We start from the raw sequence: 24,349 nt of genomic DNA, 5'->3' as shown, positions 1-24,349 counted from the left end.
GTGCCGGCGTCCGTCGGCACCGCGGTCACGCCTGCGCGCGCGGCGCGGCTGCTCGACGAGCTCGATCCCGCGACGGAGGAGGCGCTCGACGCGGCCCTGGGCGGTCGCGGTCGGGGCCGGGCCGCCCTGCAGCGGCGCCGCGACGGCGCGTCGCCGGAGGAGCGGAGGCAGCGGGCCGCGCTCGAGCGCCGGGCGTTCAGCGCGGAGGCGGACCCCGCGGCGCTCGAGGAGCTGGCACTGCTGCGCGCGCAGCTCCGCGAGCGGGAGGAGGCGCTCGACGCCGCGGTCGCGGGACTGGCCGCGCCCGTCGGACCCGCAGCGGCCCAGGGCCGGATCGGCCGCGGGACGGCGAGCGACCGGACCGGTGGGGACGAGACCGGCGAGACCACCGGAGGCGACGACGCCGACTCCCGCACCTCCGCCACGCCCCGCCCGCGCCGCCGCCTCGGGGTGATCGCCGCCCTCGTCGCCGTGCTCGGGCTCGCCGCCCTCGGCACGGCCGCCTCCGTCGCGCTGGCCCCTCGCCCGTCGCTGGAGGTCTTCACCGAGCCCTGGGCCGTCCCCGACGACGTCGCCACGCGCCCGCTGTCGACCCTCGCGAGCCTCCGCGTCTTCCACTGGGGGCCGACGCGCTACCTGGGCAGCATCGCCGGAGTCGACTACTTCGCCACCCTCAGCCTCGACTCCTTCTCGGCCGCGGAGCTCGCCGACGAGTCCGTCTGCCTCTACGGGCTCGCGCGCTCCGACGGCGACGTCGTCGTCACGGACTGCGCGGCGACCGCGGACTTCATCGCGAGCGGCATGACCCTCTCGCCCGACGACTACCAGGGCGACGCGGGCGGCACCGGAGTCGCCTGGGGTCCGACCGGAGGGATCCGCTCGGCCGGCTGAGGCGGCTCCGCCCGACTCCACCGGGCCCGCCCGCCGTCCCCGAGCAGCCCGCCCCAGGCCCCGCCCGTCAGACCCGCCGCGTCGACGCCCGCTCCACCAGCGGCATCGGCACCAGCACCCGCTCTCCCGGAGCGCCGCTCAGCAGCAGCTCGACCGCCCGGCGGCCCATCTCCTCGTGCGGCAGCGCCACGGTCGTCAGCCCGGGGCGGAGGTAGGCGGCCAGCTCGTCGTCGTCGAACGACACCACGGCGACGTCGCCGGGGATCGAGAGCCCCGCCTCCGCGACCGCCTGGTAGGCGCCGAACGCCATCCGGTCGTTGAGGCAGAGCAGGAGGCGGATGTCGTCGCGCCGGGCCAGCAGGTCGGCGACCGCGCGGTGGCCGTGCTCGGGCTCCCAGTCGGGGATCGACTCCTCGGCGACGAACGCGAGCCCCTTCTCGGCCATGGCGTCGCGGATGCCGGCGACGCGCTCGGCCACCGTCGCCGAGCGGAAGCGGTCGCGCTCGACCTCGTCGTTCTGCCCGATCAGCGCGATCCCGTCGCGGTAGCCGTGCGCGTGCAGCAGCTCCACCGCGGCGCGCCCGCCCGCGTACTCGTCGGGCAGGATCGACGCGGGGTGCTGCGAGTTCGTCGCGTTGAGCATCACCACGGAGGTGGAGGCGGGCAGCTCCGGCACGTAGAACTCGCGGGAGCGCATCGAGGCGAAGATGATGCCGTCGACCTGGCGGTCGAGCACCGCGTCGACGGCCTCGGCCTCGCGCGCCGGATCGCCGCCGGTCTCGAGGAGCAGGACGACGTGCCGGGCCGCCTCGGCCGCCGTGAGCGCGCCCTTGATCAGGCCGCCGGCGAAGCGCGTGGTCGCGATCTGGTCCGAGATGAAGCCGATCGTGCGGGTCTTGTCGGTGCGGAGCCCACGGGCGGCGACGTTGGGCCGGTAGTGCAGCGCCTCGGCGGCGGCGAACACCCGCTCGTGGGCGTCCTTCGACAGTCCGGTCTCGGGCTTCCCGTTGAGGATCATCGACGCGGCCGAGATCGACAGCCCGGCCTCGCGGGCCACGTCGGCGAGCGTCACGCGCTTCTTCGCCATGCCCGCCGCCTCCCGCCGTCGCCCTTGACAAGTCTTCCGTGTGCACAGACTATATCCACACCTGAAACCTTTTAGTCCCCCGCTCAAAGGTTTCAGGCGGCCGTCCGGAGCCGCGGCTCGAGCCCCTCCGGGCGGCCGGGCACCAGCAGCACCTGCACCCACGACGAAGGAGTCACCGCATGTCTTTCCCCACCCCCGGCACGCCGATCGGCCGCAGGACCGTCCTGGTCGGCGCCGGCTCGGTCGCGGCCCTGTTCACCCTCGCCGCCTGCGCGCCCGGAGGCTCGAGCGCTCCGGCAGCGAGCTCCTCGGTCGACGTGAGCACCGAGCTCACCAGCGACACCGTCGAGCTCGTCATCGCCGACGAGACCGGCTTCCCCGTCACCGACAAGCTGACGGAGGAGTTCACGAAGCAGTTCCCGAACGTCACCTTCACCATCAACCGCGACACCTTCGCGAACCTCACCGCCAACTCGCCGAAGCTGCTCGCGAGCGACACCCCGCCGGACCTCATCCGCCTGCCCACCATCGGCGACACCGTCAAGGACGGCCTCCTCGCCGACCTCGACCCGTGGTTCGACGCCTACGGCTGGGACGCCTGGTCGGCCTCGCAGCTCGCCCCGCTCCGCGTCGACTCCGACGGCGTCCGCGGGAAGGGCTCGCTCTACCAGCTGGGCCTGGGCTACAGCGTCACCGGCATCTACATGAACCTCGAGCTCGCGAAGCAGCTCGGGATCGACGCCCCGCCGACCACGCTCGCAGAGTTCGAGGAGGACCTCGCGAAGGCGAAGGCCGGCGGCGTCCTGCCGATCATGGCCGGCGACAAGGACGGGGTGGTCAACTTCGTCGTGCAGGCGGCGATGAACCAGTACGCCGACAAGCAGGAGATGGCCGACTGGATCTTCACGGTCCCCGGTGCCACCTACGAGACCGACGGCAACGTGAAGGGTGCGGAGCTCGTCCGCACCTGGGCCGACGCGGGCTACTTCCCCTCGGACATCAACGCGATCGACTACTCCTCCTTCGTCAGCCGCTTCCAGGGCGGCGAGGGCCTGTTCGCCTTCAACGGCAACTGGGCGGCCGCCGACACGCAGACCAAGATGGGCGACGGCGTCGACTTCTTCCTGGTGCCCCCGGCCGAGGAGGGCGGGAACCACGTGGCCATGGGCGCCGCCAACTCGTTCTCGGTCGCCGCGAAGTCGTCGCACCTCAACGAGATCGTCTTCTTCCTCAACTGGATCCACACGAACGAGGCCGCGCGCCAGATCGTCGTCGACGTGACCGGTGCCGCTCCCGGCGGCGACCCGGCCCAGGCGCTCCCCGAGGTCGAGTCGGGCTCGCTGCTCGAGCAGGCGCTCGCCATGTCGGCGCAGATCGGCGCGGAGGACGGCCAGGTCGACTTCATGTCGAACGCGACCGCGGGCATCTACGCGGGCGCGATCATCCCGGAGTCGCAGCTGCTGGTGACCAGCCAGATCTCCGGCCAGGACTTCGTCACGGCCGTGCAGGAGTTCTACGCGAAGGAACTCGCCGGATGACCGCGGCCGGCCCTCTCGTCTCGAGCGCCGTCGACCGCGGGGGCCGGAGCGGGACGCCGCGCCGCAGGAGCACTGCGGCGCGGCGGGCGACCCTCGTCGGCTGGCTCTTCGTCGTGCCGGCCCTGCTCGTCTACATCGCGTTCGTCATCTACCCGCTGATCACCGGGGTGCAGTACTCGTTCTACAAGTGGAACGGCGTCGGCCCCTCCGAGTGGGTCGGCTTCTCGAACTACCTCCGCGTGTTCACCGATCCCGACCTGCTCGGCTCGATCGGCAACGCCTTCGTGCTGATCCTCTACTTCACGGTGATCCCGGTCTCGGCGGGCCTGGTCCTCGCGAGCCTGCTGCGCTCGATGCGCCCCGGCGTCTTCTCGAGCGTGTCGCAGACGATCCTGTTCCTGCCGCAGATCATCCCGCTCGCCGCGGCCGGCATCGCCTGGTCGTGGATGTACTCGCAGACCGGAGCGGTCAACCAGATCCTGCAGGCCGTCGGGCTCGGCTCGCTCGCGCGGCCGTGGCTGGGCGACTTCCAGACCGCCCTCCCCGCCGTCGGCCTGATCGGCTCGTGGGTGCTCACCGGGCTCTGCACGGTCCTCTTCCTCACCGGCATCGGCAAGATCGACGTCTCGCTCTACGAGGCCATCCGGCTCGACGGGGGCACGTGGCTGCGGGAGTTCTTCACCATCACGGTCCCGGGCCTGCGCCAGGAGATCTCGGTGCTCACCACGATCACCGTGATCGCGGCGCTGAGCAGCTTCGACATCATCTACACGACCACGCTCGGCGGCCCCGGCCGCTCGACCCTGGTGCCCGGCATCTCGATCTACCGGATCGGCTTCACCCAGAGCGACGTGGGTCTCGCCTCCGCCTTCGGGATCGTGCTGATGGTGCTCGTGCTCGCCTGCGTCCTGCCCCTCCAGCGCCTCTCGAGAGTGAGCGACCGATGATCGTCACCAAGTCCGAGATCGTCATCGGCCGCGTCGTCCTGATCGTCGTGCTCGTGCTGACCGTCATCCCGCTGGTCAACATGCTCTCCGCGGCGCTGCAGCCGGCGGACGTGAATCCGACCGGGCTCACCTGGCCGACGGACCCGCAGTGGGGAAACTTCGCCCAGGCCTTCGAGACCGGGCACGTCCTGCAGCTGATGGGGTCGAGCGCCCTGATCGTGCTGGGCGTCGTCCCGATCAGCCTGCTCTTCGCGACCCTCGCCGGCTACGCGCTCGGCAACCTGCGCATCCGCGGCGGCGGGTTCGTCTTCGTGTTCCTCATCCTCGGGCTCACGATCCCGTTCGAGTCGCTGATCATCCCGCTGTACTACGAGATCCAGTCGCTGGGCCTGCTGAACACGCAGTGGGCGATCATCCTGCCGCTGATCGGGCTCTACATGCCCTTCAGCGTGGTCTGGATGCGCGCGCACTTCGTCCGGATCCCGTCCGAGCTCTCGGAGGCGGCGCGCGTGGACGGCGCGACGACCTGGCAGGAGTTCCGCCGGATCCAGCTGCCGCTCGCGCGCCCGGCCCTGTCGGCGCTCGCGATCCTGCTGTTCCTCTGGACCTGGAACCAGTTCCTCCTGCCGGTGGTGCTCGTCTCCGATCCGCTGGACCGCACCGTCGCCGGAGCGCTCACCTTCTTCCAGGGGCAGTACAGCAACAGCATCCCGCTGCTCAACGCGGGCGCGCTGCTGATCATCGTGCCGACGATCCTGGTCTTCGTGATCTTCCAGCGGCAGTTCATCACCGCTCTGCTGCAGGGCGCGGTGAAGGGGTGACCGCGGTGCACGGAGTCGTGGAGCCCGGGTTCGAGGGGGTCCGCGACGCCTTCGGCGAGGCCGTCCGGCCCGGCTCGGGAGCGGCGGTCGCGGTGCGGCTGCACGGCCGGCCGGTCGTCGACCTCTGGGCGGGAGAGGCGGGGGCGGAGGAGCCGTGGCGGGAGGACACCCTCAGCGTCGTCTTCTCGTGCACGAAGGGCCTCGTCTCCCTCCTCGCCGCACGTCTCGTGCAGGAGGGGCTGCTCGACTACGACGCCCGGGTGGCCGACTACTGGCCCGAGTTCGCCGCGGCGGGCAAGGCCGACGTGCGCGTGCAGGACCTGCTCGCCCACCGGGCCGGGCTCTCGGCCCCCCGCCTCCCGCTCACGACCGCCGACCTCGCCGACTGGGACCTCGTCGCCGGGCGCCTCGCCGAGCAGGAGCCCCTGTGGGAGCCGGGCACGGGGTACGCCTACCACCCGATCACGCACGGCTGGCTGATCGGCGAGGTGATCCGCCGGGTGACCGGGCGGAGCGTCGGCGCCGCGTTCCAGGAGCGGATCGCCGGGCCGGTCGGCGCGGAGGCGTGGATCGGGCTGCCCGCCTCCGAGCAGGCCCGCGTCGCGACGATGCTCGTCGGCCCCACCCTCGCCGAGCTCACGGCGGCGCAGGCCGCGGCGCGCACCCCCGGAGTCGTCGACTGGGGCGAGCGGGCGATGACCCTCGGCGGTGCGCTGCCCGTCGAGCTCGTCGGACCGGGCACGGGCTTCAACGACCCCGTGCTGCAGGCCGCCGAGATCCCCGGAGCGGGCGGCATCGGCTCGGCCCGGGCGCTCGCCGCGATCTGGTCGGCGGCGTTCACCGAGACGGACGGCGTGCGGCTGCTCGAGGACGCGACGATCGAACGGGCCACCGCTCCGCTCAGCAGCGGCCCGCCGGTGTGGCCGGTTCCGGGCCCGTGGCCGGCCTGGGGCTGCGGCTTCCAGCTCGGCACGGACGCTCGCCGGTACCTCACGCCGAGCGGCTTCGGGCACGACGGCGCGGGCGGACAGGTCGCCTTCGCCGACCCGGACGCGGGAGTCGGCTTCGCGTTCCTCACCAACCGGATGGAGGGGGTCGGCGACGTGCGCGCGACCCGCGTCGTCGAGGCGCTCGCGACCGCGCTGCGACTGCCCGTTCCGCGCGGACTGTGACCCCTCCGCCCCACCCCCGTCAAGGGGTGGGGCGCCCGGTCGGCGCCGTCCTAGCGTCGGGGGACGGGCCGACCGGAGGGGCGGTCCGGGATCCAGGGGAGGGCGAGATGCAGAAGCTGTACTACGCGAGCGGATTCGTGCTGCTGGGCGACGAGGTGTGCTCGGCGGTCGTCGAGTACGCGCAGGCGCTGGCGAACGTGGGGAAGTCGGACCTGGTCGTGGTGCCGTCGCTCTCGGACGAGGGGCTGCGAGGCGAGACCCGTCTCCTGGTCGGACCGGCCAGCCAGCTCTTCACCAGCCCGGCGCTCGACCGCGGCGTCGACCTCGACGATCCGGAGGCGGTGGAGTCGATGCGCGAGAAGACCCGACGGCTCCAGCCCGCGCGGCCGACCGTGCAGCCGCGCGGCGAGGGCGACGACAGCGAGGACGACGGCGGCACCGACTACCTCTGACGCCTCAGGTGTCGAGCGTGGTGCTGGGGCGCTCGCCGAAGCGGTGGGCGTACGAGGCCGAGAACCGGCCGAGGTGCGCGAAGCCCCAGCGCCGTGCGACCTCGCTGACGCTGACGACTCCGGACTCGCCCGCCCGCAGCTCCTTCTGCACGCCGTCCAGCCGGATCCGCCGCAGGTAGTCGACCGCGGTGAAGCCGAACTCGCGCCGGAACTCGGTCTGTAGCGTCCGCAGGCCGATGCCCGCCGCGTCGGCGATCTGCTCGGTCCGGAGCGGCTCGTGGGCGTGCTCGTACATGTACTCGATCGCCTGGCGGAGGCGCCCCGAGCGGGGTACTCCGAGGTCGCCGGGAGTGTCCAGCGTCGAGTGCGGGAAGGTCTCGAGCAGGGCGACGGCGACCGCGCGGTCGGCCTCGCGGCGCAGCAGCGGCGAGCTGTCGGCGTCGTAGATCACCCGGGCGACCGTCGCGACGGTCGCCGACCAGCGCCGCAGCGCCGCGCCCTCGGGTCGTGCGGTGGTGTCGAAGAGGAGGGGGCCGCGGGTGCCCTCGACCTCCTCCGCGATGCCCTCGAGGTACGCGCCGTCGAAGTGGATGAGGTTCTGGCGGTAGTCGTGGAACTCGAACCGGCTGGGACGGTCGTTGACGAAGATCGCCGGCTGCCCGAATCCGAGGGTCACCGCGTCGCCGTCGAGATCGGTGACGCCCGCGCCGGCGGTCAGCCACGAGACGACGTACTCGCCCTCGGTCTGGATCGAGCCCTGCACGGAGCCGGCGAACTGGCTGCCGCGGAGCGTCACGTCGCCGTCGCCGACGGAGGTGTAGCGGTACGAGAAGTCCTCGCCGGGCTCGACGACGAAGCGGTGCCCGTTGTACGACTGCTCGAAGAGGGCCCGCGCCTGCTCGATGTCACGCCCGCCGATGTCGGAGCGCATGACCTCGTCCTTCTCGTTCATCCCGATCAGGGTCGCACGAGGAGCGCTCCTCACCGCGTGCCCCGAACGGGGAATTCGTTAAGCGGATAAACCAGTCGCGGGTCCGGCGGCGCGGGTCATGGCCTGGACGGTCGCCGCCTGGAACTGCGTGAGCAGCACCACGGTGTGCCGCGCTCCGGCTTCCACGGCGAGCGAGAAGGTGGCGCCGGCCGGAGTGGCCCGCCAGGAGCGGATGTCGCGGGTGCCGACGCGGGTCGAGTCGCCGGTGCCGGCGCTCCGCAGCACCAGGGAGTCGGGCAGCACGCAGAGCGCGCCCGTCACGCCGTCGACAGTGGAGGAGCACTCGAAGCCCGCGTCGTCGTGCACTGCACCGGCGAGCTCGACGAAGTCGGTGACCTCCATCGGCTCGTCGTCGTCGCGCCTGGACACGGCGCGCTCAGGCAGCGTGCGTGAGCCCGGAGGACTCGGGCTGCTGCGCCGGCTCGGTGACGATCCGCAGGCCCCGGCCGCTGTTGGCCTCCTCCATCAGTGCGCGCACCCAGGTGGCGTTGATCGCCGGCATGCGGCTTCCGTGGAACGAGAACTGGAGAGGGATGGTCGGGTGCAGCCAGAGCGTCTGGCGTCCGGTGCCGTGCGCGCTCGAGGCGTCGAGCTGGAAGGCGAACGCCTCGTCGCGACGGAACTTGTTGATCATGACGATCTGGAGGTGCGCGAGCGCGCGGTCGTCGATCTCGTGCGAGGTGGGGGGAGTGCCGTAGAGGAGAGCGCCCATGGTGCGTGCCGCCGTTCTGTGCTGTGTCGCGGGTGCCGGCCGCGACGGTGGGGTGCCCGGCGAGTGCCGCCGGAAGGGGGAGTGCGAGATGGTGGGGGTGTTCGTGGGGAGCAGGACCCGGGGTGTGCTGTGCCGCCGAGTCGAGTGTCCGGAGTGTCGATCCGGGGGTGCCGGGCTCCGGGATGTCGAGCCCGGATGCCGTCGCGCCGAGCCGTCGATCCCCGCTGACGCCTGCTCTGCAGGCCCGTGGAGTCGGGCGGTCGGGCCGTCCCTCCGGCTGTTCTCCGAAAGTACGCCCCTCGTTCGGAGGGCACGTGCCGCTATCCGTAATGCGAAGCAGTGGCCCCGGCCGCCGGGCGGACTCCCAGCCGGGCGACTCCGGGGCTCAGTTGCCGGGTGCCTCCGGTGGGCGGGGCGGCTGCGTCGAGACACGCGCTCGTGCGCGAGACGCTTTCTCGGCAGTGGTGTGTCGGGCGGGCCGACGGTGTCTCGGCGTGGCGGGTGGAGCGGGAGGAGGCGTGACGCTGCGCTCACTGGACAGCGCGTGCGGCTCCGTCGAGACGCCGTCTCCGCGGCGGTGTCTCGGCGTGCGCGGTAGGGTGCGCTCCTCCGCGAGTCGTCGCGCCGCCGCTCCGGCGGGGGCGCCGGCGCTCAGAAGGCGTAGCGGACGCGGCAGTAGGGGAGGCGCTCGGCGAGGAGGGCGCGGAAGCGGTCGAGGGCGGCGCGCTTGAGGTCGCGTCGGTAGCGGATGTTGACGGCGCCGTTCTCGGAGACCTTCTGCTCCTGGCGTCCCGGCTGCCAGAGCAGCGACTCCGCCTTGGGGTGCCAGCCGAGGTTCACCTCGTGCAGGCCCTCGTTGTGGGTGAGGAGGATCACCTCGGCCGCGAGCTGCGCCTTCGCCCGCGGGTGGAGGGCGGCGTCGAGCTGGTCGAAGAGCTCGGTCCAGTCCTGCTGCCAGGTCTCGGTGAGGATCACGGGCGAGAAGTTGACGTGCACCTCGTAGCCGGCGTCGACGAAGTCGTTGATCGCCGCGATCCGCTCGGCCATCGGCGAGGTGCGGATGTCGGTGACCTTCGCCGTCTCGGCGGGCATCAGCGAGAACCGGATGCGGGTGCGCCCGAGCGGGTCCCACTCGAGGAGCTCGCGGTTGACGTACTTGGTCGCGAAGGACGCCTTGGCGGTGGGCGACATCCGGAACAGCTCGCAGAGGTCGCGGACGTTCTCGCTCAGCAGCGCGTCGACGGAGCAGTCGCTGTTCTCGCCGATGTCGTAGACCCAGGCCTCCGGGTCGCACTGGTTCGCCTCGGCCTTGGGGCCCTGCTTGGCGATGTGCCGGGCGAGGTGGCGCTGGATCTGCTCGACGTTCGTGAAGAGCGTGATCGGGTTGCTGTAGCCCTTCCTCCGCGGCACGTAGCAGTACACGCACGCCATGGCGCAGCCGTTGGCGGTGGAGGGGGCGATGAAGTCCGCCGAGCGGCCGTTCGGGCGCGTGACGAGCGATTTCTTCACCCCGAGCACGAGCGCCTCCGTCTTGATGCGCACCCAGCGCGCGACGTTCGCCTCGTCGCCGTGCACCTCCGGGATCAGCCAGTGCGACTCGACGGGCACGATCTCGGCGCCCGGCCACCGCGCCACGACCTCCTGCCCACGGGGCAGCTCGAGCGCGGCCGGCTCGGCGTAGATCCGCCGGATGTCGAGCAGGCGCCGCTCGCGGACCTGCGCGGACGCGGGGTTCGGAGCGGTGTCGGACATGAGTCCGTTCTACCGGCGACCACCGACATCCGCTGAGCAGGGCTGTCGCCCGCCGCGCAGGTCCTCCGCCCGCCTGCAGGAACCGTTGCGCCGCTCCCTCAGGATGGAGGCATGCCCTCCTCCGCCGACCGCTTCCGCCGCGCCGCCGTCGAGCTCGCGCAGACCTCCGAGCGGCAGGTCGAGTGGGCGCTCGCCGTCGCGGAGGATGCGCGCCTCGTCGCCCTGATCGACGAGCTGCCCGCGCAGCACCGGCAGCCGTCCCTGCTCTTCTCGGTCGCGCGGCTGCTCGGCGTGCCCGACGTCGACGGCGCCGAGTTCGCCGCGTGGTTCCGGAGCGAGTGGGCGCGGGTGGCGCCGGTCGCCGCCGAGCGGAGGACGCAGACCAACGAGGCGCTGCGGTGCGCGCCCCTGGTCGCAGCGCTGGAGCGGATCACGGAGCCCGGCGAGCCGGTGGCGCTCGTCGAGATCGGCGCCTCCGCGGGGCTCTGCCTGGCGCCGGAGCGGTACTCCTACGCCTTCACGGCGAGCGACGGCGAGACGCGGCTCGGGTCGGGCGCGCCTCTGCTGCGGTGCGCGGTGAGCGGAGGCGCGGCGCCGGCACGGCTGCCGGTCGTCGCGTGGCGCCGGGGTCTCGACCTGGCGCCGCTCGACGTCCGCTCGCCCGAGGACGTCGCCTGGCTGGAGGCACTGCTCCCGCCCGACCGCCCGGAGCGGGCCGCGCGGCTCCGCTCGGCCGTGGAGGCTCTGCAGGACGACCCGCCCACGATCGTCGCGGGTGATGCGGCCGCCGAGCTGCCCGCCCTGCTCGACGCGGTGCCGCCGGGTCTGCGGACGGTCGTCGTCTCGCTCGGGACCCTGGTCTACCTGCCGTGGCCCGCGCGCGAGAGCGTCCTGGCGACGGTCGCCGATCGCGGCGCGAGCCTGGTGACGCTCGAGGCGGAGGCGCTGCTCCCGCACCTCGTCGCCGCGCGCGGAGACCGCACGGCTCCCGAGCCGACCCCGTTCCTGCTCGCCGCCGACGGCGTCCCGCTCGCGAGCGCGGCCGCCCACGGCGGCACCCTCTCCTGGCTGGCCTGAGGCGCGCTCCCGCGCCGTGTGCGGGGTGACCGGAGCCCGGGGAGGTGCCCGGTGCCCGGTGCCCGCTCCGTCCCGATCCTCCGCCCACTGTTCAAGAGTCGTCGCACTCGGCGTCGACTGCGACGACTCCTGGACTCTCGCGGAGGAGCGAGCGTCGAAGCCCGAAGCCCGAAGCCCGAAGCCCGAAGCCCGAAGCGCAACGCGCAACGCGCAACGCGCAGCGCTCTGAGCTCAGGCGCTCGGCCTGATCCTCCGCCCACTGTTCAAGAGTTGTCGCACTCGGCGTCGAGTGCGACAACTCCTGGACAGTCGCGAAGGAGAGGGCGTCGAAATGCAGCGCTGAGAGCTCGGAGCTCGGAGTCCCGGCGCTCGACCTGCGCCCACTGTTCAAGAGTTGTCGCAGTCGGCGTCGAGTGCGACGACTCCTGGACTCTCGCGGAGGGGAGGACGGTCGAGCGCAGGATTCAGAGCTCAGAGCCAGAGCTCAGAGCGCCCAGCGCCCAGCGCCCAGCGCCCTACAGCCCGTCGACGACGAGCTGCGTCGCGCGCGGGACGTAGGAGGTGTTCGTCGTCGGGTCCCAGCCCACGAGCGCGACCGCGTCGCCGCCGACGCGCGCGGTGATGCCCACGAGCGAGAACGGCTTGCCGCCCACGGCTCCGGACACCTTCCAGCCGAGCGTCTCGTCGGCGCCGGTCAGCGTCTGCTCGGTGCGCTCGACGGTCGTCTCGACCGGCACGCCCTGCATCGCGAAGAGCGTCGAGCCGGAGGCGCAGCGCGTGGTCGCGTCGGTGGCGCTCGCGAGGAGCGAGGCGGCCGCGTCGGCGGTGCCGGTGCTCGACACGACGGCGGTCATGGAGCGGTCGGCGCTGGTGCCGTACGAGAGTCCGGCGGCGGGCTGCGCGGTGTCCCAGCCCAGGCCGAACGGCGAGAGGCAGCTCGCGTCGGTCGCGGTGAGGCCGGGGTAGATGGAGTCGAGCATCTCCTGGATGCTCGCGTACTCGCCGGGCACGAACTGCACGCCGGTCAGCACGGCGGCCACCTGCTCGCCGGTCTTCTGAGCGGTGTCGGCGGTCGGGGCGGCAGCCGTCGCGGTGGCGGACGGGGCGGCCGACGACGAGGGGAGCGTCGGAGTGAACGGGCGGAGGGTCGATCCGCTCGTCGCGGTCCCCGCGCAGCCCGAGAGGGCGAGCAGCAGCGCGCCTCCGATCAGAGTCGTGCGCAGCAGTGTCTTGGACATCATGTCTCCCCCTTCGCCCGCCGGCGCCGCACCGGGGCGCCTGAGGCTAGCAGAGCCTCGCGTCCCGGAGGCGGCCCGGCGCCGCCCGCAGGACGGAGGCGGCCCGGTGGTACCCGCAGACCGGAGGCGGTCCGGCAGCGCGTGCAGATCGGAGTCGGCCCGGCCCCGCCCGCACGACGAAGCCCGGAACCCCGAACCCACGCCTCCGACGGCCGCTCCCGCCGCCTCCGCTCCGCAGCTCAGATCTCGGTGTGCCCGAGCTCGGCTCCCGCGAGCAGGCGGATCTCCGGCTCGGCGATGCCCTCCAGCTCCAGCACCACGACGCGGTTGCGGCCGGCGCGGGTGACCGGCGAGGGGACGATCAGCGTCCGCTGCGGTCCGCGGCGCCAGTAGCGCCCGAGGAGGAAGCCGTTCACCCAGACCAGGCCTTTGCCCCAGTGCAGCGTGTCCACGTACAGGTCGGCCTGCTCGTCGAGGTCGAACGAGCCGGAGGCGAGCTGCGGCCCGGCCGAGAACGCCGGTGCCGCGACGGCCAGGTCGGGGAGGCACTCGAGCGCGAGGGCGCGCGCCGCCCAGCCGGTCAGCGGGGCGCCGTCGAGCGTCACGCCTCCGATCAGGCCCTTGTGCTCGCCGATGCGCGTGCCGTAGTTCACCCGGCCCTGGTTCTCGACCAGGATCGCGAGCTCGCCCCGTCCGCTCGGCAGCGTCAGCGCCCGCTCGTGGTGGTCGCGCGCCAGCACGCCCACCGGCACGCCGTCCAGCAGCACCCAGGCGCGGTCGCGCACCTCCTCGCCCACCACGAGGCGGGCCGGGGCGGAGGAGCCGTCGAGCGTCGTCGTGAAGAGCACGAAGCCGTCGTCGTGGCCGAGGTCGTCGAAGCTGGCCATCGCATCGAGGTGCGCGGCCGGTCCGAACGCCTGGCCGAGGCCGAGGAGCGCCGGGCCGGGGACGAGCGGAGCGGTCAGGGCGGGGGCCGGCGGGCGCACCGCGGGCACCTCCTCCGGCACCGGCGCGTAGCGCGCGATGACGTCGCGGAACGCCCAGAACTTCGCGGTCGGTTCGCCGCCCTCGTCGAGCGGGGCGTCGTAGTCGTAGCTCGTCGTGATCGCGGCGTAGCGGCCCTTGTCGTTCGCGCCGCTGGTCAGGCCGAAGTTGGTGCCGCCGTGGAACATGTAGATGTTGACCGAGCCGCCGGCCGCGAGCAGCGTGTCGAGCTCCTGGGCGGAGGCGTCGGCGTCCGTCGTGTGGTGCTGGGTGCCCCAGTCGTCGAACCAGCCGCACCAGAACTCCATGCACATCAGCGGACCGGTGGGCTGGAACTCGCGCAGCGTCGCGAGGCGCTCCGTGGTCCGCGAGCCGAACGAGCCGGTGAGGTGCAGGCCCGGCAGGCTGCCGTCGGCGAGCATCTGCGGAGTGGGCTGGTCGATGGTCGTCAGCGGCACCGTGATGCCGGAGTCGCGGGTCACCCGCACGAGCTCGGCCAGGTACTCCTTGTCGGAGCCGTACGCGCCGTACTCGTTCTCGATCTGCACGAGGACCACGGGCCCGCCGGCGTCGATCTGGCGCGGGGCCACGATCGAGTACACGCGGCGCAGGTAGTCGCTGACCGCGGCGAGGTAGTTCGGCTCCGAGCGGCGCACGCCCACCTCGGGGTCGCGGAAGAGCCAGGCCGGGAGGGCGCCGTTGTCCCACTCCGCGCAGATGTAGGGGCCGGGGCGCACGATCGCGTGCATGCCCTCGGCGGCGATCAGGTCGAGGAAGCGGCCCAGGTCGAGCCCGGCGTCCTCGCGCCACTCGCCGCGGCGCGGCTCGTGCGCGTTCCAGGCGACGTAGGTCTCGATGGTGTTCAGGCCCATCAGGCGGGCCTTGCGGATCCGGTCGGCCCAGAGGTCCGGGTGGATGCGGAAGTAGTGCAGCGCCCCCGACAGGATGCGGTGCGGGCGGCCGTCGAGCTCGAAGTCGGCGGCGCCGATGGCGAAGCGGCTCTCGGGAGCGGTGGTCATCTGGATCCCCCTCAGGATCGGTGCCCGGTGTGTCCGAGCGTGAGAACGACGCGGGGCCGACCGGAGCGATCCGGCCGGCCCCGCGTCGAGCAGTGGTGCTACTCCGAGACGGTGAAGCCCTGCGCGTTGCCGTACTGGACGAGCTTGCTCTGCCAGTCGGCGAGGCCCTGGTCGAGGCTGGTGCCGTTGGCGTACGCCTGGCCGACGGTGTCGCCGAAGACGCTGTTCGCGTAGACCTGGTAGGGCAGGTACGACCAGCCGGAGCGGACGTCCTTCGAGGCCTGGGTCAGCACCTCGTTGATCTTCTGGCCGCCGAAGTACTCCGACTCCTGACCGGTGAAGTCCGAGCTGTCGAGGTCGGCCGTGGTCGACGGGAATCCGCCGCTCTGCAGGAAGACGTCGACCGAGGCCTGGTCGCTGTTCAGCCAGCGCAGGAACGCGGCGGCCAGCGCCGGGTTCTCGCTCTGCTTGGTGACGGACTGGCCGCCACCGCCGTTCTCGGCGCTGACGGCGGTGCCGTCGTAGGTCGGGATCGGCGCGACGGCCCAGTCGCCGGAGGCGTCGGGGACGCTGGACTCCAGCACGCCGGGCATCCAGGCGCCGGTCACCAGGGAGGCGATGGAGCCGTCGGCGAGGCCCTTGTACCACTCGTCGCCCCAGGCGGGGGTGTCCGAGAGCAGCTTCTTCTCGACCAGCTGGTTCCAGACGCCGGTCCACTTGGCGGTGCCCTCGTCGGCGAGGTCGATCTTCACGTCCGTGCCGTCGGTGGTGAACGGCTCGCCGCCCGCCTGCCAGATCATGCTGGTCGCGAAGCCGGCGTCGCCGGTGTCGGCGGTGATGTACTTCGACGGGTCGGCGGTGTGCAGCTTCTCGGCCGCGGCGACGTACTCGTCCCAGGTGGCGGGGACGGCGATGCCGTACTGGTCGAAGACGGTCTTGTTGTAGAACAGCGCCATGGGGCCCGAGTCCTGCGGGAGGCCGACGAGCTTGCCGTCGATGTTGACGCTGCCCCAGGTGGAGGCGGAGTACTTGTCCTCGAGGTCGCCCATGCCGTACTGCGACAGGTCGAGGAGCGAGTCCGACAGCGCGAACTGCGGCATGGCGTAGTACTCGATCTGGACGACGTCGGGGGCGCCCGAGCCGGCCTTGATCGCGTTCTCGAGCTTGGTGTACTCGTCCTTGTTGGTGCCGGCGTTGACGAGCTCGACGTCGACCTTCGGGTAGGCCTTCTCGAACGCGGCGACCTGCGCCTCGGCGCTGGGGGTCCAGCTCCAGTACGTGATCTTGCCACCGGCCTCGAGGGCGGAGTCGAGGTCGGCGGCGGAGCCGGCGCTCGTGGTCGTGCCGCCACCGGAGGTGGACGAGCAGGCCGCGAGGGAGCCGGCGGCCAGGGCCGCGACGGCCGCGACCGTCAGGGTCCGCCTGAGGGCGGAACGGGCGATCTTCATGGTGGTGTTTCCCTTCACTTCTTCGTGCTGCGGGTGCTGTGGACGGGGCAGGACGCTCCGGCCGGCGGATGGGTAGGGGGAGGGCTCAGCCCTTGACACTGCCGGCGCTCAGACCGGACTGCCAGAAGCGCTGGAGTCCGAGGAAGGCGACGACGATGGGGATGATCGTGAGGAGCGAGCCCGTGATCACGAGGTTGTAGATCGGCTGCGCGCTGACGCCGGTGGCCTGCGCGTTCCACTGGTTGAGGCCGACGGTGAGCGGGTACCAGGTGGGGTCGCTCAGCATGATCAGCGGGAGGAAGTAGTTGTTCCAGGTCGCGACGACCGAGAACAGCAGCACGGTCACGATGCCGGGGGCGAGGAGGCGGATGGAGATGGTGAAGAAGGTGCGGAACTCGCCCGCCCCGTCCATCCGCGCCGCTTCGAGCAGCTCGGTGGGCACCGACTCCACCGCGTAGACCCACACCAGGTACAGGCCGAACGGGCTGATCAGCGAGGGGATGATGATCGCCCACGGGGTGTTGGTCAGGCCGAGCTGGCTGAACATGAGGAACGTCGGGACGGCGAGGGCCGTGCCGGGGACCGCGATCGCTCCGAGCACCACGGCGAAGACCGCCTTGCGGCCCGTGAAGCGGAACTTCGCGAGGCCGTAGCCGGCGAGCGTGGCCAGGAGCGTCGCTCCTCCGGCGCCGACGACGACGTAGAGCAGGGTGTTGCCGAGCCAGCGGAGGAAGATCCCGTCGCGGTAGCTGAGGGTGTCGGCGATGTTCTGGAAGAAGACGAAGTCGCCGTCGAACCAGAGGCCGAAGCTCGAGAGCAGGCCGGCCTGCGTCTTCGTCGCGTTGATGACCAGCCAGGCCAGCGGCACGAGGCTGTAGAGGATGAAGACCGACATCAGCAGGGTGAAGGCGATCGACTTCTTGGGCTGCACCGAGGAGCCGCGGCGGGCGGCCGGGCGCTTCGGGGCGCGGGCGGGCGTCCGGGGAGCGGTCGCGAGGGCCATCAGTTCTCCTTCCGCGCGCCGCGGAGCTGCACGACGTAGGCGATCACCGCGGTGATCACGCCCATGACGATGGCGACCGTGGCCGACGCGTTGTACTGCTGACCGGCGAAGGACAGGTTGTAGGCGTACATGTTCGGGGTGAAGTAGGTGGTGATGATGTTCGGCGCCAGCGTCCGGAGGATGTTCGGCTCGTTGAACAGCTGGAAGCTGCCGATGATCGAGAAGATCGTGGCGATGACGATCGCGCCGCGCAGGGCGGGAAGCTTGATCGAGCGGATGACGCGCATCGGGCCGGCGCCGTCGATCTCGGCCGCCTCGTAGAGCTCGCCGGGGATCGTCTTCAGCGCGGAGTAGAAGATGAGCATGTTGTAGCCCACGAACTCCCACGTGACGATGTTGCCGATCGAGGCGAGGATCCAGTCGCGCGAGAAGGGCTGGACGACGTCGGAGCCGAGCAGGTCGTTGACGTTCGCGGCCAGGCCGAAGTTGTCGCCGTAGATGAAGCCCCACATCAGCACCGCGACGACCGCGGGGACGGCGTAGGGGAGGAAGACCACGATGCGGAAGAAGCCGGTGCCGTGGAGGCGCCCGCTGTCGATCGCGAGCGCCGCGACGAGGGCCAGCACGAGCATCACGGGGACCTGCACGACGAGGAACAGCAGGACGCGGCCGAAGCCCTCCCAGAAGTTCGGGTCGGTGAAGATCGCGGTGTAGTTCGCGAAGCCGACGAAGGAGTTGCCGCCCACCAGCTGCTCGCGGAAGAGGCTGAGGTAGATCGAGTAGACGACCGGGGCGATGAAGACCAGGAGGAAGACGACGAGGAAGGGGGCGACGAACGCCAGGCCCTTCCACTCGCTCTTCGCCCGCGACTTCGGGGCCGCGAGGGGGGACGCCGGAGGGGCGACCTCGCTCAGCGGGACGGGGGGAGACGTCGTCGTCATGGGATTCCGTTCGGGGAGTAGTGCGGGCCCACCATGTTCACGTCAACATGGCAGAGCGTCACCGTAGCATGTCCACGTCGCCACCCGCGACTGTTCCTGCGTCACGGTTCGGCGCACGATGCACCACGGCTGACGGGCGGCGCGCTATAAAGGGAAGCCCATGTCACTCGAGACCGACCGCCCGTCCCCGTCCACCCGGCCGCGACGCGGCGTCTCGATGGCCGACGTGGCCCGGCGCGCGAACGTCTCGGGCCAGACGGTCTCGCGGGTGTCGAACGGCAAGCAGAACGTCGACGGCGAGACGCGCGAGCGGGTCCTCGAGGCGATGCGGGCCCTCGGCTACCGGCCCAACAGCGCGGCGCGGGCCCTGCGGACGGGCCGCTTCCACAGCATCGGCGTGATCATGTTCACGCTGTCCTCGTTCGGCAACATGCGCACCCTCGACGCCATCGCGATCGCGGCCGCGGATGCGGGCTACTCGATCACCCTCATCCCCGTCTCCCATCCCACCCAGGGCGAGGTGTCGGTCGCGTTCCACCGGCTGAGCGAGGAGGCGGTCGACGGCGTCATCATCATCGTCGAGGCGCACCTGCTCGACGAGGCCGACATCGTCCTCCCGCCGGACCTGCCCGTGGTGGTCGTCGACTCCGCCGGCGGCGAGAAGTACCCGGTGGTCGACACCGACCAGATGTCGGGCGCCCGCCAGGCCGTCGAGCACCTGCTCGGACTCGGACACCGCACCGTGCACCACATCGCCGGCCCGGACCGCTCCTACTCCGCCGAGCGCCGCCACGAGGCGTGGGAGTCGACCCTGATCGAGCGCGGCGCCCCGGTGCCGGAGGTGCTGGTCGGCGACTGGTCCACCGACTCCGGCTACCGCCTCGGCAAGCGGCTCGCCGCCGATCCGGAGGTCACCGCGATCTTCGCCGCCAACGACCAGATGGCGCTCGGCGTGCTGCGCGCCCTGCACGAGGCCGGACGCGCCGTGCCCGGCGAGGTGAGCGTCGCGGGCTTCGACGACATGCAGGAGTCGGCGAGCTTCTGGCCGCCTCTCACGACGGTGCGCCAGTTCTTCGGGGACACTGGCCGCCGCTCGGTCGACATCCTCCTGCGCGAGCTCGAGTCGGGCGAGCGCACCGGTGTCTCGCTCGTGCCGACCCGCCTCATCGTCCGCGAGAGCACCGGCCCGGCCCCCGCCGCCTCCTGACGCTTCCGCGGAGCCGGCCCCGCCGAGCCCTCCCGCCCTTCCGCTGATCGAGGAGCCGGCCCCGCCGGCGTATCGAGATCCCCTGCACTGGATCCCCTCCGCCGGGCCCACGCCCCTCCCCGTGCCCGCTCGACCGCGGAGCTCGCGATACTGTGAGCCCTCTCACCCCGGACCTCCAAGGAGACGCACATGTCGGTCGGCCTGCTCGCGGTTGTCGATGACATCCTCACCGCCGCCCTGAAGGCGAGCGCCAAGACGGCGGGCGTCGTGATCGACGACGCGGCCGTCACCCCGCAGTACGTGCAGGGCCTCACGCCCGCGCGGGAGCTCCCGGTGGTCGGGCGGATCGCGCTGGGGAGCCTGTTCAACAAGTTCGTCATCATCATCCCGCTGGCGCTGCTGCTCTCGGCGTTCGCGCCGCAGGTGCTGCCGTACCTGCTCATCCTCGGCGGCGCGTTCCTCTGCTTCGAGGGGGCGGAGAAGGTGCTCGAGTGGTTCGGCGTCTCGCACGGCGGCCACGAGACGGAGGCGCGCGACGAGAAGAAGCTCGTCTTCGGCGCCATCCGCACCGACCTCATCCTGAGCACCGAGATCATGCTGATCGCGCTCGACGGCCTCGACCCCGACTTCGGGATCTGGCCCACGCTCGGCGCGCTCCTGGTCGTCGGGCTCGGGATGACCGTGCTCGTCTACGGCGCCGTCGCGCTGCTCGTGAAGATCGACGACGTGGGCCTGCGCCTGATGAAGAACGCGGCCCGCGGCGTGCGGCGCGCCGGAGCGAGGATCGTCGCGTCGATGCCGGTCGTGTTCCGCGCGATCAGCATCATCGGCACGCTCGCCATGCTCTGGGTCGGCGGGCACCTCGTCGTCGCGAACCTCGCCGAGACGGTGTGGCACGGTCCGTACGACCTCGTGCACGTCGTCACCCACGCGGTCGAGGGCGCAGGCCCGGTCGTCGTGTGGCTGGCCGACACCTTCGTCTCGATGATCTTCGGCCTCGTGCTGGGTCTGGTCATCGCGGCCGTCGTGATGGGCGTCTCGCGCCTGCGCACCCGCGACGAGGCGGCCGCGGGGCACTGAGCGGGGTCTCGGTACTCCGCGTGCCGCGGCCGGTCGACCGGCATGGGGGTGCGCGGTCGCTCCACCGGCGCGGAGGTGTGCGGCTGCCCGACCGGCACGGATCCATGCTGATCGAGTAGCCCGCGCCGCGGGCGCATCGGGATCCCGCGACGTGCCGCCCCCGCAGCGCCGCTCCCGATGAACGACGGACCGCCCCCGTCCCCGGAGGGGCGGAGGCGGTCCGTGTCAAAGGGGGCGTCAGCAGCTGCGGGCCGCGTACGCTTCCGTCGCCACCGAGGTGACCTGCTCACCGTCGACCGTGCCCGTCGCGGTGACGGTGGCCTGGCCGGCCGGCACCGAGGCCGCGCGCGTGGTGAACGCGGCGCTGCCGCTCGCGCCGGGCGCGACTCCGGTGACCTGCTTCGACCCGGAGGGCGTCGCGATGGTCATCGAGACCGGCACGCCGGACTCGTTCTTCGCCGCGACGGTGAGCGTCACCTTGCCGGCGATGCAGCGGGTGGTCGCCGTGACCGCGACCGCGAGGGCGACGGGCGCCTTCAGGGTCACCGTCACCGTCGTGGTCGAGGTGACGGAGCCGTCGGCCGCGCGGACCGCGATGGTCGCGACTCCGCCGTTCGCCGTCGTCGGCTGGGTGATCCGCACGGTGGCCGCCGAGTCGGTCGCCACTGCTCCGATCACCGGCATCGCCGTGCCCTCGACGGTGACCGCGTAGGAGGTGCGGGCCGGGTCGAACCCGGCGATGCCCGCTCCTCCGACGCGCAGGGCGCCCAGCGTGGCGACCGCGGCGGGCGAGGCGACCGACTCGTAGAGCTTGGTCTCGGCAACGATCAGGTGCGTGTTGTCGTAGGCGTTCATCACGACGCGGAAGGCCTTGGCCGTGACGGGCGCGAACGACGCGACCAGGGTCGGAGCCGTTCCGCCGGCCGGCGACGCGAGGGCCACGGCCGACTCGTAGCCGGGGACCGCGGTCCAGGTCGTGCTGTCAGCGGCCTGGTACTGCAGCTGGTAGGTCTGCGCCCAGCTGGTGCCGCCGTCGGCCAGGAACTGCACCGACACCTTCTCGACCTGGTGGGTCGAGGGGAAGGTGTAGGTCAGCGAGCTCTGCGCGGCCTTGGTGCCGTTGGTCCAGTTCGACCAGCCCTTGTCGCCGTCCACGCCGTTGCGGGTGCGCTCCGGTCCGTAGCCCGACTCCGACGACGACGCGGTCGCGACGATGCCGGCGTCCGGGTTGAAGTTGCGGAGCGTGCCCGTGGTGACGAGCACCGTGAGCGTGGCGGGGAGCGTCGCGCCGTCGGCGGCCGCCGTTCCCGAGACCGTCACCTGCCCGGCCTGGGCGAGGGAAGCGGTGGTGAGCGGCGTCCAGTCCCAGACGACCGGCACCGGGAAGGTGCTGGCTGAGGCGCCCACGCGGGCGGGGACCGTCGTCGGGGCCGAGGCCTTCACTCCGGCGACCGAGGCGCCCGCGGCGGCCGTGACCGACACGGGGTCGGTCGCGGTCAGTCCGCCGACGTCGACGAGCGCGGTGACCGTGATCGTCTGGCCGTAGAGGTCGGTCGCGGTGCCGGGCACCTCGACGCGGCCGGTCGCGCCGTACGCCGAGTCGGCGGGGCGCTGCCAGGTGACGGCGAGCGGTGCGCCGGCTCCCCAGGAGTACTGCGGGGTGATGCTCGCGGGCAGGGTCGGAGCGACACCCGCGGTGGTGCGGACGGCGATCGTCTGGCCGGCGGTCGGGGCGAGGTCGCGGAGGGACCACGACTGGTTCGCTCCGCCGTTGGAGGCGTAGACGCCGACCGACGCGTTGTCGGCGCTGGAGCCGCCGTTCACGTCGAGCGACTGGGCGATGGACTCGTTGACGAGCGAGAAGTTCACGCCGTCGGTGGTGTTGACGATCCAGCGGGTCGCGGCGGTCGTCTTCGCCGCGTCGACGGACAGCGAGCGCAGGTCGGTGCCGGCGGTCGTGGCTCCGAGCACGCGTCCGTCGCCGTTGACGAGGACGACGCGGCGGGTGGCCTCGCGCTCGCCGGCGGAGACCTCGCGGACCGTCCAGGTCTGCTTGGCGGCCGTGGCGGAGTCGGTGGCGAGGCCGGTGATCGTGGTCGCGGCGCCCGAGGGGTTGCCGGTCAGGGCCTTGCCGCTCTGGGTGCCGACCAGCTGGTAGCGGTGGCCGTCGCGCAGGGCGGGGGCGGAGTCGGCGACTCCCGAGACTCCGTCGATCGAGAAGCTCGTGACCGACTTGGCGGGCACGGTGATCGTGGCGGTGCGCGAGATGCGGTCGACGCTCACCGGCGTCTTGGCGACCAGGGCGTTGCTCGTGGGAGCGGCGGCCGAGGAGGCCTTCGTGGTGACGTACGGCGTGACCGTCGCGGTGTCGGCGATGGTGCCGAAGCGGGAGAGGTCGAGCACGACGGTCTTCTCGGTCGCGGTGCTGTTGGTGTGCACGACGGTCGCGCCCGAGCCGTCGCCGCGGACGGCGGCAGTGGAGGAGCTGTCGTTGGAGGGCATCAGGTGGTCGCCCTCGTGGATGAACTTGGTGAAGTTCCGGATGGTGTTGAACTTCGAGTTCGTCTCGACGCCGCAGACCGGGGCCTTGGTGGAGTCGCCACCGGCGTCGGCGACGCGGCGGACCGACTTCCAGACCTCGGTCCCGTTCTCCTGGTACGGCTTGCAGTCCAGGTCGATGTAGACGGAGCCCCAGTTGAGGTTCTCGCCCTTGGGCTTGGGCTGCTGCATGTTGTAGTAGTCCTCGACGGGCTGCCAGAGCACCCACGCCTTGGGCTCGAGCTCGCGCAGGTCGTCGTTGATGCGGCCGGCGATGCCGAGGCCGTTCTCCATGTTGGTGGGGTCGAAGCCGGTGACCCAGTTGCCCTCGATCTCGCTCATCCACAGGTCGGTGTCGGCCTGCTTCGCGAGGTCGCGGACCTTGAGGCGGCCCGAGGTGCCGTAGGTGTGGACGTTCATCCGGTCGACCTCGGCGCGGATCGCGGTGGAGTAGGCGGCCCAGTTCGTGGCGAAGATGTCGGGGTTGGTCTCGTCCATCGCGGCGATGCCGGCGTCGGTGGTCGAGGCGTCGAGCGCGGCGGCGACGTCGGGGATCAGACCCGCCTGGCGCGTCGGTCCGACGTGCATGCCCTCCTGGCGTCCGCCGGTCGGGACGCCGTTGGAGAGCTGCGTGCCCCAGTAGTTCGTGTTCGGCTCGTTGAAGGGGTCGAGCGTGTCGAACTCGATGCCGTACTCGTCCTCCATGTGCTCGGTGACCTTCACGAGGTACTTCGCGAACTGCTCCTCGGCGGCGGGCTTCAGCTGCTCGCTGTTCGCGTCGAAGCCGCCCGAGACGTAGCCGCTCTCGGTCATGAAGTACGGGGCGGAGTTGGAGAACGCCTCCCAGTGCGAGATCTGCTTCTCCTCGGCCAGCCTCTCGACCCACCAGCGCTGCGTCTCGTCGGCGGTCCAGTCGTAGGAGGCGGGGTCGTCCGCGTTCCACTTCGCCAGGAGCGCATCGCGGTCGGCGAGCTTCGTGGAGGTGCCGCCGTAGGACGACGCGTCGCCGGCCGGGTTCGGCTTCCACCAGCCCTCGACGGCGCCGCCCGGGCGGAGGTAGTCCTTCACGTCGGAGGCGTTGCCGCCGCCGATGTTGTAGCGGGCGATGTTGAGGTCGAGGCCGCTGTCGCCGAAGACCTTCTGGTAGAGGTCCTCGCGGAGGGCCTCGGGATAGCCGCCGGTCGCGTTCGCGAACCAGACCAGGCTGGTGCCCCAGCCCTCGAACGCCTCACCGGCGGCGGCGGGGTTCGGCGTGATGCGGAACGCGTCCGCGGCCTGAGCGGGGGCCGCTGCGGCGGGGATCGCCAGCAGTGCTCCTGTGGCCAGGGCGGCGCTCGTGGCGAGCGCGGCGACCCTTCTGAAGGACATCGACATTGATGCGGTCTCTCTTTCGCCATCGAAATGCGGGCATGTTCACGTGAACGCGCCCTGACGGCCGACTGTACATGTTC

20 protein-coding genes are annotated in these 24,349 nt (G+C 71.9%); 9 read left to right on the top strand and 11 right to left on the bottom strand.

Annotation, left to right across the window (positions count from 1 at the left end):
- On the top strand, positions 1–891 hold the full coding sequence (locus tag C5C25_RS09270) for a hypothetical protein (protein ID WP_104250417.1): 891 nt from the start codon (positions 1–3) through the stop codon (positions 889–891).
- A gap of 67 nt (positions 892–958) precedes the next feature.
- On the opposite strand, the gene C5C25_RS09265 is transcribed toward C5C25_RS09270, so the two are convergent.
- Positions 959–1,978: a LacI family DNA-binding transcriptional regulator gene (locus C5C25_RS09265; protein WP_104239129.1), complete on the bottom strand. Its 1,020-nt coding sequence runs from the start codon at positions 1,976–1,978 to the stop codon at positions 959–961.
- A gap of 179 nt (positions 1,979–2,157) precedes the next feature.
- Between C5C25_RS09265 and C5C25_RS09260 the strand changes: the two genes are divergently transcribed.
- The 5 genes from C5C25_RS09260 (at position 2,158) to C5C25_RS09240 (ending at position 6,908) form a co-directional block, all read left to right on the top strand.
- Entirely contained in the window at positions 2,158–3,516 is a 1,359-nt protein-coding gene (locus C5C25_RS09260) for an ABC transporter substrate-binding protein (RefSeq protein ID WP_104250416.1), read from the top strand.
- Positions 3,513–4,463: a carbohydrate ABC transporter permease gene (locus C5C25_RS09255; RefSeq protein WP_104250415.1), complete on the top strand. Its 951-nt coding sequence runs from the start codon at positions 3,513–3,515 to the stop codon at positions 4,461–4,463. Before C5C25_RS09260 ends, C5C25_RS09255 begins: the two co-directional genes overlap by 4 nt.
- Positions 4,460–5,284: a carbohydrate ABC transporter permease gene (locus tag C5C25_RS09250; protein WP_104250414.1), complete on the top strand. Its 825-nt coding sequence runs from the start codon at positions 4,460–4,462 to the stop codon at positions 5,282–5,284. The genes C5C25_RS09255 and C5C25_RS09250 overlap by 4 nt, the downstream gene beginning before the upstream one ends.
- A complete protein-coding gene (locus tag C5C25_RS09245; RefSeq protein WP_104250413.1) occupies positions 5,281–6,456 on the top strand; it encodes a serine hydrolase domain-containing protein in 1,176 nt (391 codons plus the stop codon). The genes C5C25_RS09250 and C5C25_RS09245 overlap by 4 nt, the downstream gene beginning before the upstream one ends.
- Before the next feature lie 107 nt (positions 6,457–6,563).
- Positions 6,564–6,908, top strand: a complete 345-nt coding sequence (locus C5C25_RS09240) for a hypothetical protein (RefSeq protein WP_104223414.1) — start codon at positions 6,564–6,566, stop codon at positions 6,906–6,908.
- A 4-nt stretch (positions 6,909–6,912) separates the two neighbouring features.
- Here C5C25_RS09240 and C5C25_RS09235 read toward each other — a convergent pair whose 3' ends face one another.
- The 4 genes from C5C25_RS09235 to C5C25_RS09220 all read right to left on the bottom strand — a co-directional run bounded on the left by C5C25_RS09235 (position 6,913) and on the right by C5C25_RS09220 (position 10,363).
- Positions 6,913–7,860: an AraC family transcriptional regulator gene (locus C5C25_RS09235; RefSeq protein ID WP_104223413.1), complete on the bottom strand. Its 948-nt coding sequence runs from the start codon at positions 7,858–7,860 to the stop codon at positions 6,913–6,915.
- 57 nt (positions 7,861–7,917) lie between these two features.
- Positions 7,918–8,268: a hypothetical protein gene (locus tag C5C25_RS09230; protein WP_104223412.1), complete on the bottom strand. Its 351-nt coding sequence runs from the start codon at positions 8,266–8,268 to the stop codon at positions 7,918–7,920.
- A gap of 7 nt (positions 8,269–8,275) precedes the next feature.
- Complete coding sequence (locus C5C25_RS09225) at positions 8,276–8,611, bottom strand: ATP-dependent DNA ligase (RefSeq protein WP_104223411.1); 336 nt, start codon at positions 8,609–8,611, stop codon at positions 8,276–8,278.
- 651 nt (positions 8,612–9,262) lie between these two features.
- Entirely contained in the window at positions 9,263–10,363 is a 1,101-nt protein-coding gene (locus C5C25_RS09220; RefSeq protein ID WP_104250412.1) for a spore photoproduct lyase family protein, read from the bottom strand.
- A 111-nt stretch (positions 10,364–10,474) separates the two neighbouring features.
- Here C5C25_RS09220 and C5C25_RS09215 point away from each other — a divergent pair, with 111 nt between their 5' ends.
- Entirely contained in the window at positions 10,475–11,440 is a 966-nt protein-coding gene (locus C5C25_RS09215; protein ID WP_104250411.1) for a DUF2332 family protein, read from the top strand.
- Between the two features lie 515 nt (positions 11,441–11,955).
- Here C5C25_RS09215 and C5C25_RS09210 read toward each other — a convergent pair.
- The 5 genes from C5C25_RS09210 to C5C25_RS09190 form a co-directional block, all read right to left on the bottom strand.
- On the bottom strand, positions 11,956–12,681 hold the full coding sequence (locus tag C5C25_RS09210) for a hypothetical protein (protein ID WP_104250410.1): 726 nt from the start codon (positions 12,679–12,681) through the stop codon (positions 11,956–11,958).
- Positions 12,682–12,917: 236 nt separating this feature from the next.
- Positions 12,918–14,681 (bottom strand): beta-galactosidase family protein, encoded by a 1,764-nt coding sequence (locus C5C25_RS09205; RefSeq protein ID WP_104250409.1) that lies wholly within the window; start codon positions 14,679–14,681, stop codon positions 12,918–12,920.
- A 98-nt stretch (positions 14,682–14,779) separates the two neighbouring features.
- Positions 14,780–16,129, bottom strand: a complete 1,350-nt coding sequence (locus C5C25_RS09200) for a sugar ABC transporter substrate-binding protein (RefSeq protein WP_104223423.1) — start codon at positions 16,127–16,129, stop codon at positions 14,780–14,782.
- 85 nt (positions 16,130–16,214) lie between these two features.
- Positions 16,215–17,024 carry a carbohydrate ABC transporter permease gene (locus tag C5C25_RS09195; protein WP_258062773.1) on the bottom strand — a complete coding sequence of 270 codons (810 nt, stop codon included), beginning with the start codon at positions 17,022–17,024 and terminating at the stop codon, positions 16,215–16,217.
- 107 nt (positions 17,025–17,131) lie between these two features.
- Positions 17,132–18,073: a carbohydrate ABC transporter permease gene (locus C5C25_RS09190; protein ID WP_104226355.1), complete on the bottom strand. Its 942-nt coding sequence runs from the start codon at positions 18,071–18,073 to the stop codon at positions 17,132–17,134.
- Between the two features lie 160 nt (positions 18,074–18,233).
- Here C5C25_RS09190 and C5C25_RS09185 point away from each other — a divergent pair, with 160 nt between their 5' ends.
- Both C5C25_RS09185 and C5C25_RS09180 read left to right on the top strand, forming a co-directional pair.
- Complete coding sequence (locus C5C25_RS09185) at positions 18,234–19,280, top strand: LacI family DNA-binding transcriptional regulator (protein WP_146076621.1); 1,047 nt, start codon at positions 18,234–18,236, stop codon at positions 19,278–19,280.
- A gap of 189 nt (positions 19,281–19,469) precedes the next feature.
- A complete protein-coding gene (locus C5C25_RS09180) occupies positions 19,470–20,360 on the top strand; it encodes a DUF808 domain-containing protein (protein WP_104250408.1) in 891 nt (296 codons plus the stop codon).
- 237 nt (positions 20,361–20,597) lie between these two features.
- On the opposite strand, the gene C5C25_RS09175 is transcribed toward C5C25_RS09180, so the two are convergent.
- Positions 20,598–24,266: a glycoside hydrolase gene (locus C5C25_RS09175; RefSeq protein WP_181133675.1), complete on the bottom strand. Its 3,669-nt coding sequence runs from the start codon at positions 24,264–24,266 to the stop codon at positions 20,598–20,600.
- Between the last annotated feature and the right edge of the window lie 83 nt (positions 24,267–24,349).

The organism is Rathayibacter sp. AY2B9, from assembly GCF_002931595.1.
GTDB lineage: Bacteria > Actinomycetota > Actinomycetes > Actinomycetales > Microbacteriaceae > Rathayibacter.
The sequence above is the reverse complement of the archived record's forward strand: the minus strand, read 5'-3'. Positions and strand labels throughout refer to the sequence as shown.

Excerpts from the sequence above, each read along its gene's own strand:
- C5C25_RS09210 (WP_104250410.1), bottom strand. The coding sequence starts at position 12,681 with ATGATGTCCAAGACACTGCTGCGCACGACTCTGATCGGAGGCGCGCTG.
- C5C25_RS09240 (WP_104223414.1), top strand. The coding sequence starts at position 6,564 with ATGCAGAAGCTGTACTACGCGAGCGGATTCGTGCTGCTGGGCGACGAG.
- C5C25_RS09235 (WP_104223413.1), bottom strand. The coding sequence starts at position 7,860 with ATGAACGAGAAGGACGAGGTCATGCGCTCCGACATCGGCGGGCGTGAC.
- C5C25_RS09180 (WP_104250408.1), top strand. The coding sequence starts at position 19,470 with ATGTCGGTCGGCCTGCTCGCGGTTGTCGATGACATCCTCACCGCCGCC.
- C5C25_RS09195 (WP_258062773.1), bottom strand. The coding sequence starts at position 17,024 with ATGTCGGTCTTCATCCTCTACAGCCTCGTGCCGCTGGCCTGGCTGGTC.
- C5C25_RS09225 (WP_104223411.1), bottom strand. The coding sequence starts at position 8,611 with ATGGGCGCTCTCCTCTACGGCACTCCCCCCACCTCGCACGAGATCGAC.
- C5C25_RS09220 (WP_104250412.1), bottom strand. The coding sequence starts at position 10,363 with ATGTCCGACACCGCTCCGAACCCCGCGTCCGCGCAGGTCCGCGAGCGG.
- C5C25_RS09260 (WP_104250416.1), top strand. The coding sequence starts at position 2,158 with ATGTCTTTCCCCACCCCCGGCACGCCGATCGGCCGCAGGACCGTCCTG.
- C5C25_RS09205 (WP_104250409.1), bottom strand. The coding sequence starts at position 14,681 with ATGACCACCGCTCCCGAGAGCCGCTTCGCCATCGGCGCCGCCGACTTC.
- C5C25_RS09190 (WP_104226355.1), bottom strand. The coding sequence starts at position 18,073 with ATGACGACGACGTCTCCCCCCGTCCCGCTGAGCGAGGTCGCCCCTCCG.
- C5C25_RS09265 (WP_104239129.1), bottom strand. The coding sequence starts at position 1,978 with ATGGCGAAGAAGCGCGTGACGCTCGCCGACGTGGCCCGCGAGGCCGGG.
- C5C25_RS09215 (WP_104250411.1), top strand. The coding sequence starts at position 10,475 with ATGCCCTCCTCCGCCGACCGCTTCCGCCGCGCCGCCGTCGAGCTCGCG.
- C5C25_RS09250 (WP_104250414.1), top strand. The coding sequence starts at position 4,460 with ATGATCGTCACCAAGTCCGAGATCGTCATCGGCCGCGTCGTCCTGATC.
- C5C25_RS09185 (WP_146076621.1), top strand. The coding sequence starts at position 18,234 with ATGTCACTCGAGACCGACCGCCCGTCCCCGTCCACCCGGCCGCGACGC.
- C5C25_RS09200 (WP_104223423.1), bottom strand. The coding sequence starts at position 16,129 with ATGAAGATCGCCCGTTCCGCCCTCAGGCGGACCCTGACGGTCGCGGCC.
- C5C25_RS09255 (WP_104250415.1), top strand. The coding sequence starts at position 3,513 with ATGACCGCGGCCGGCCCTCTCGTCTCGAGCGCCGTCGACCGCGGGGGC.
- C5C25_RS09175 (WP_181133675.1), bottom strand. The coding sequence starts at position 24,266 with ATGTCCTTCAGAAGGGTCGCCGCGCTCGCCACGAGCGCCGCCCTGGCC.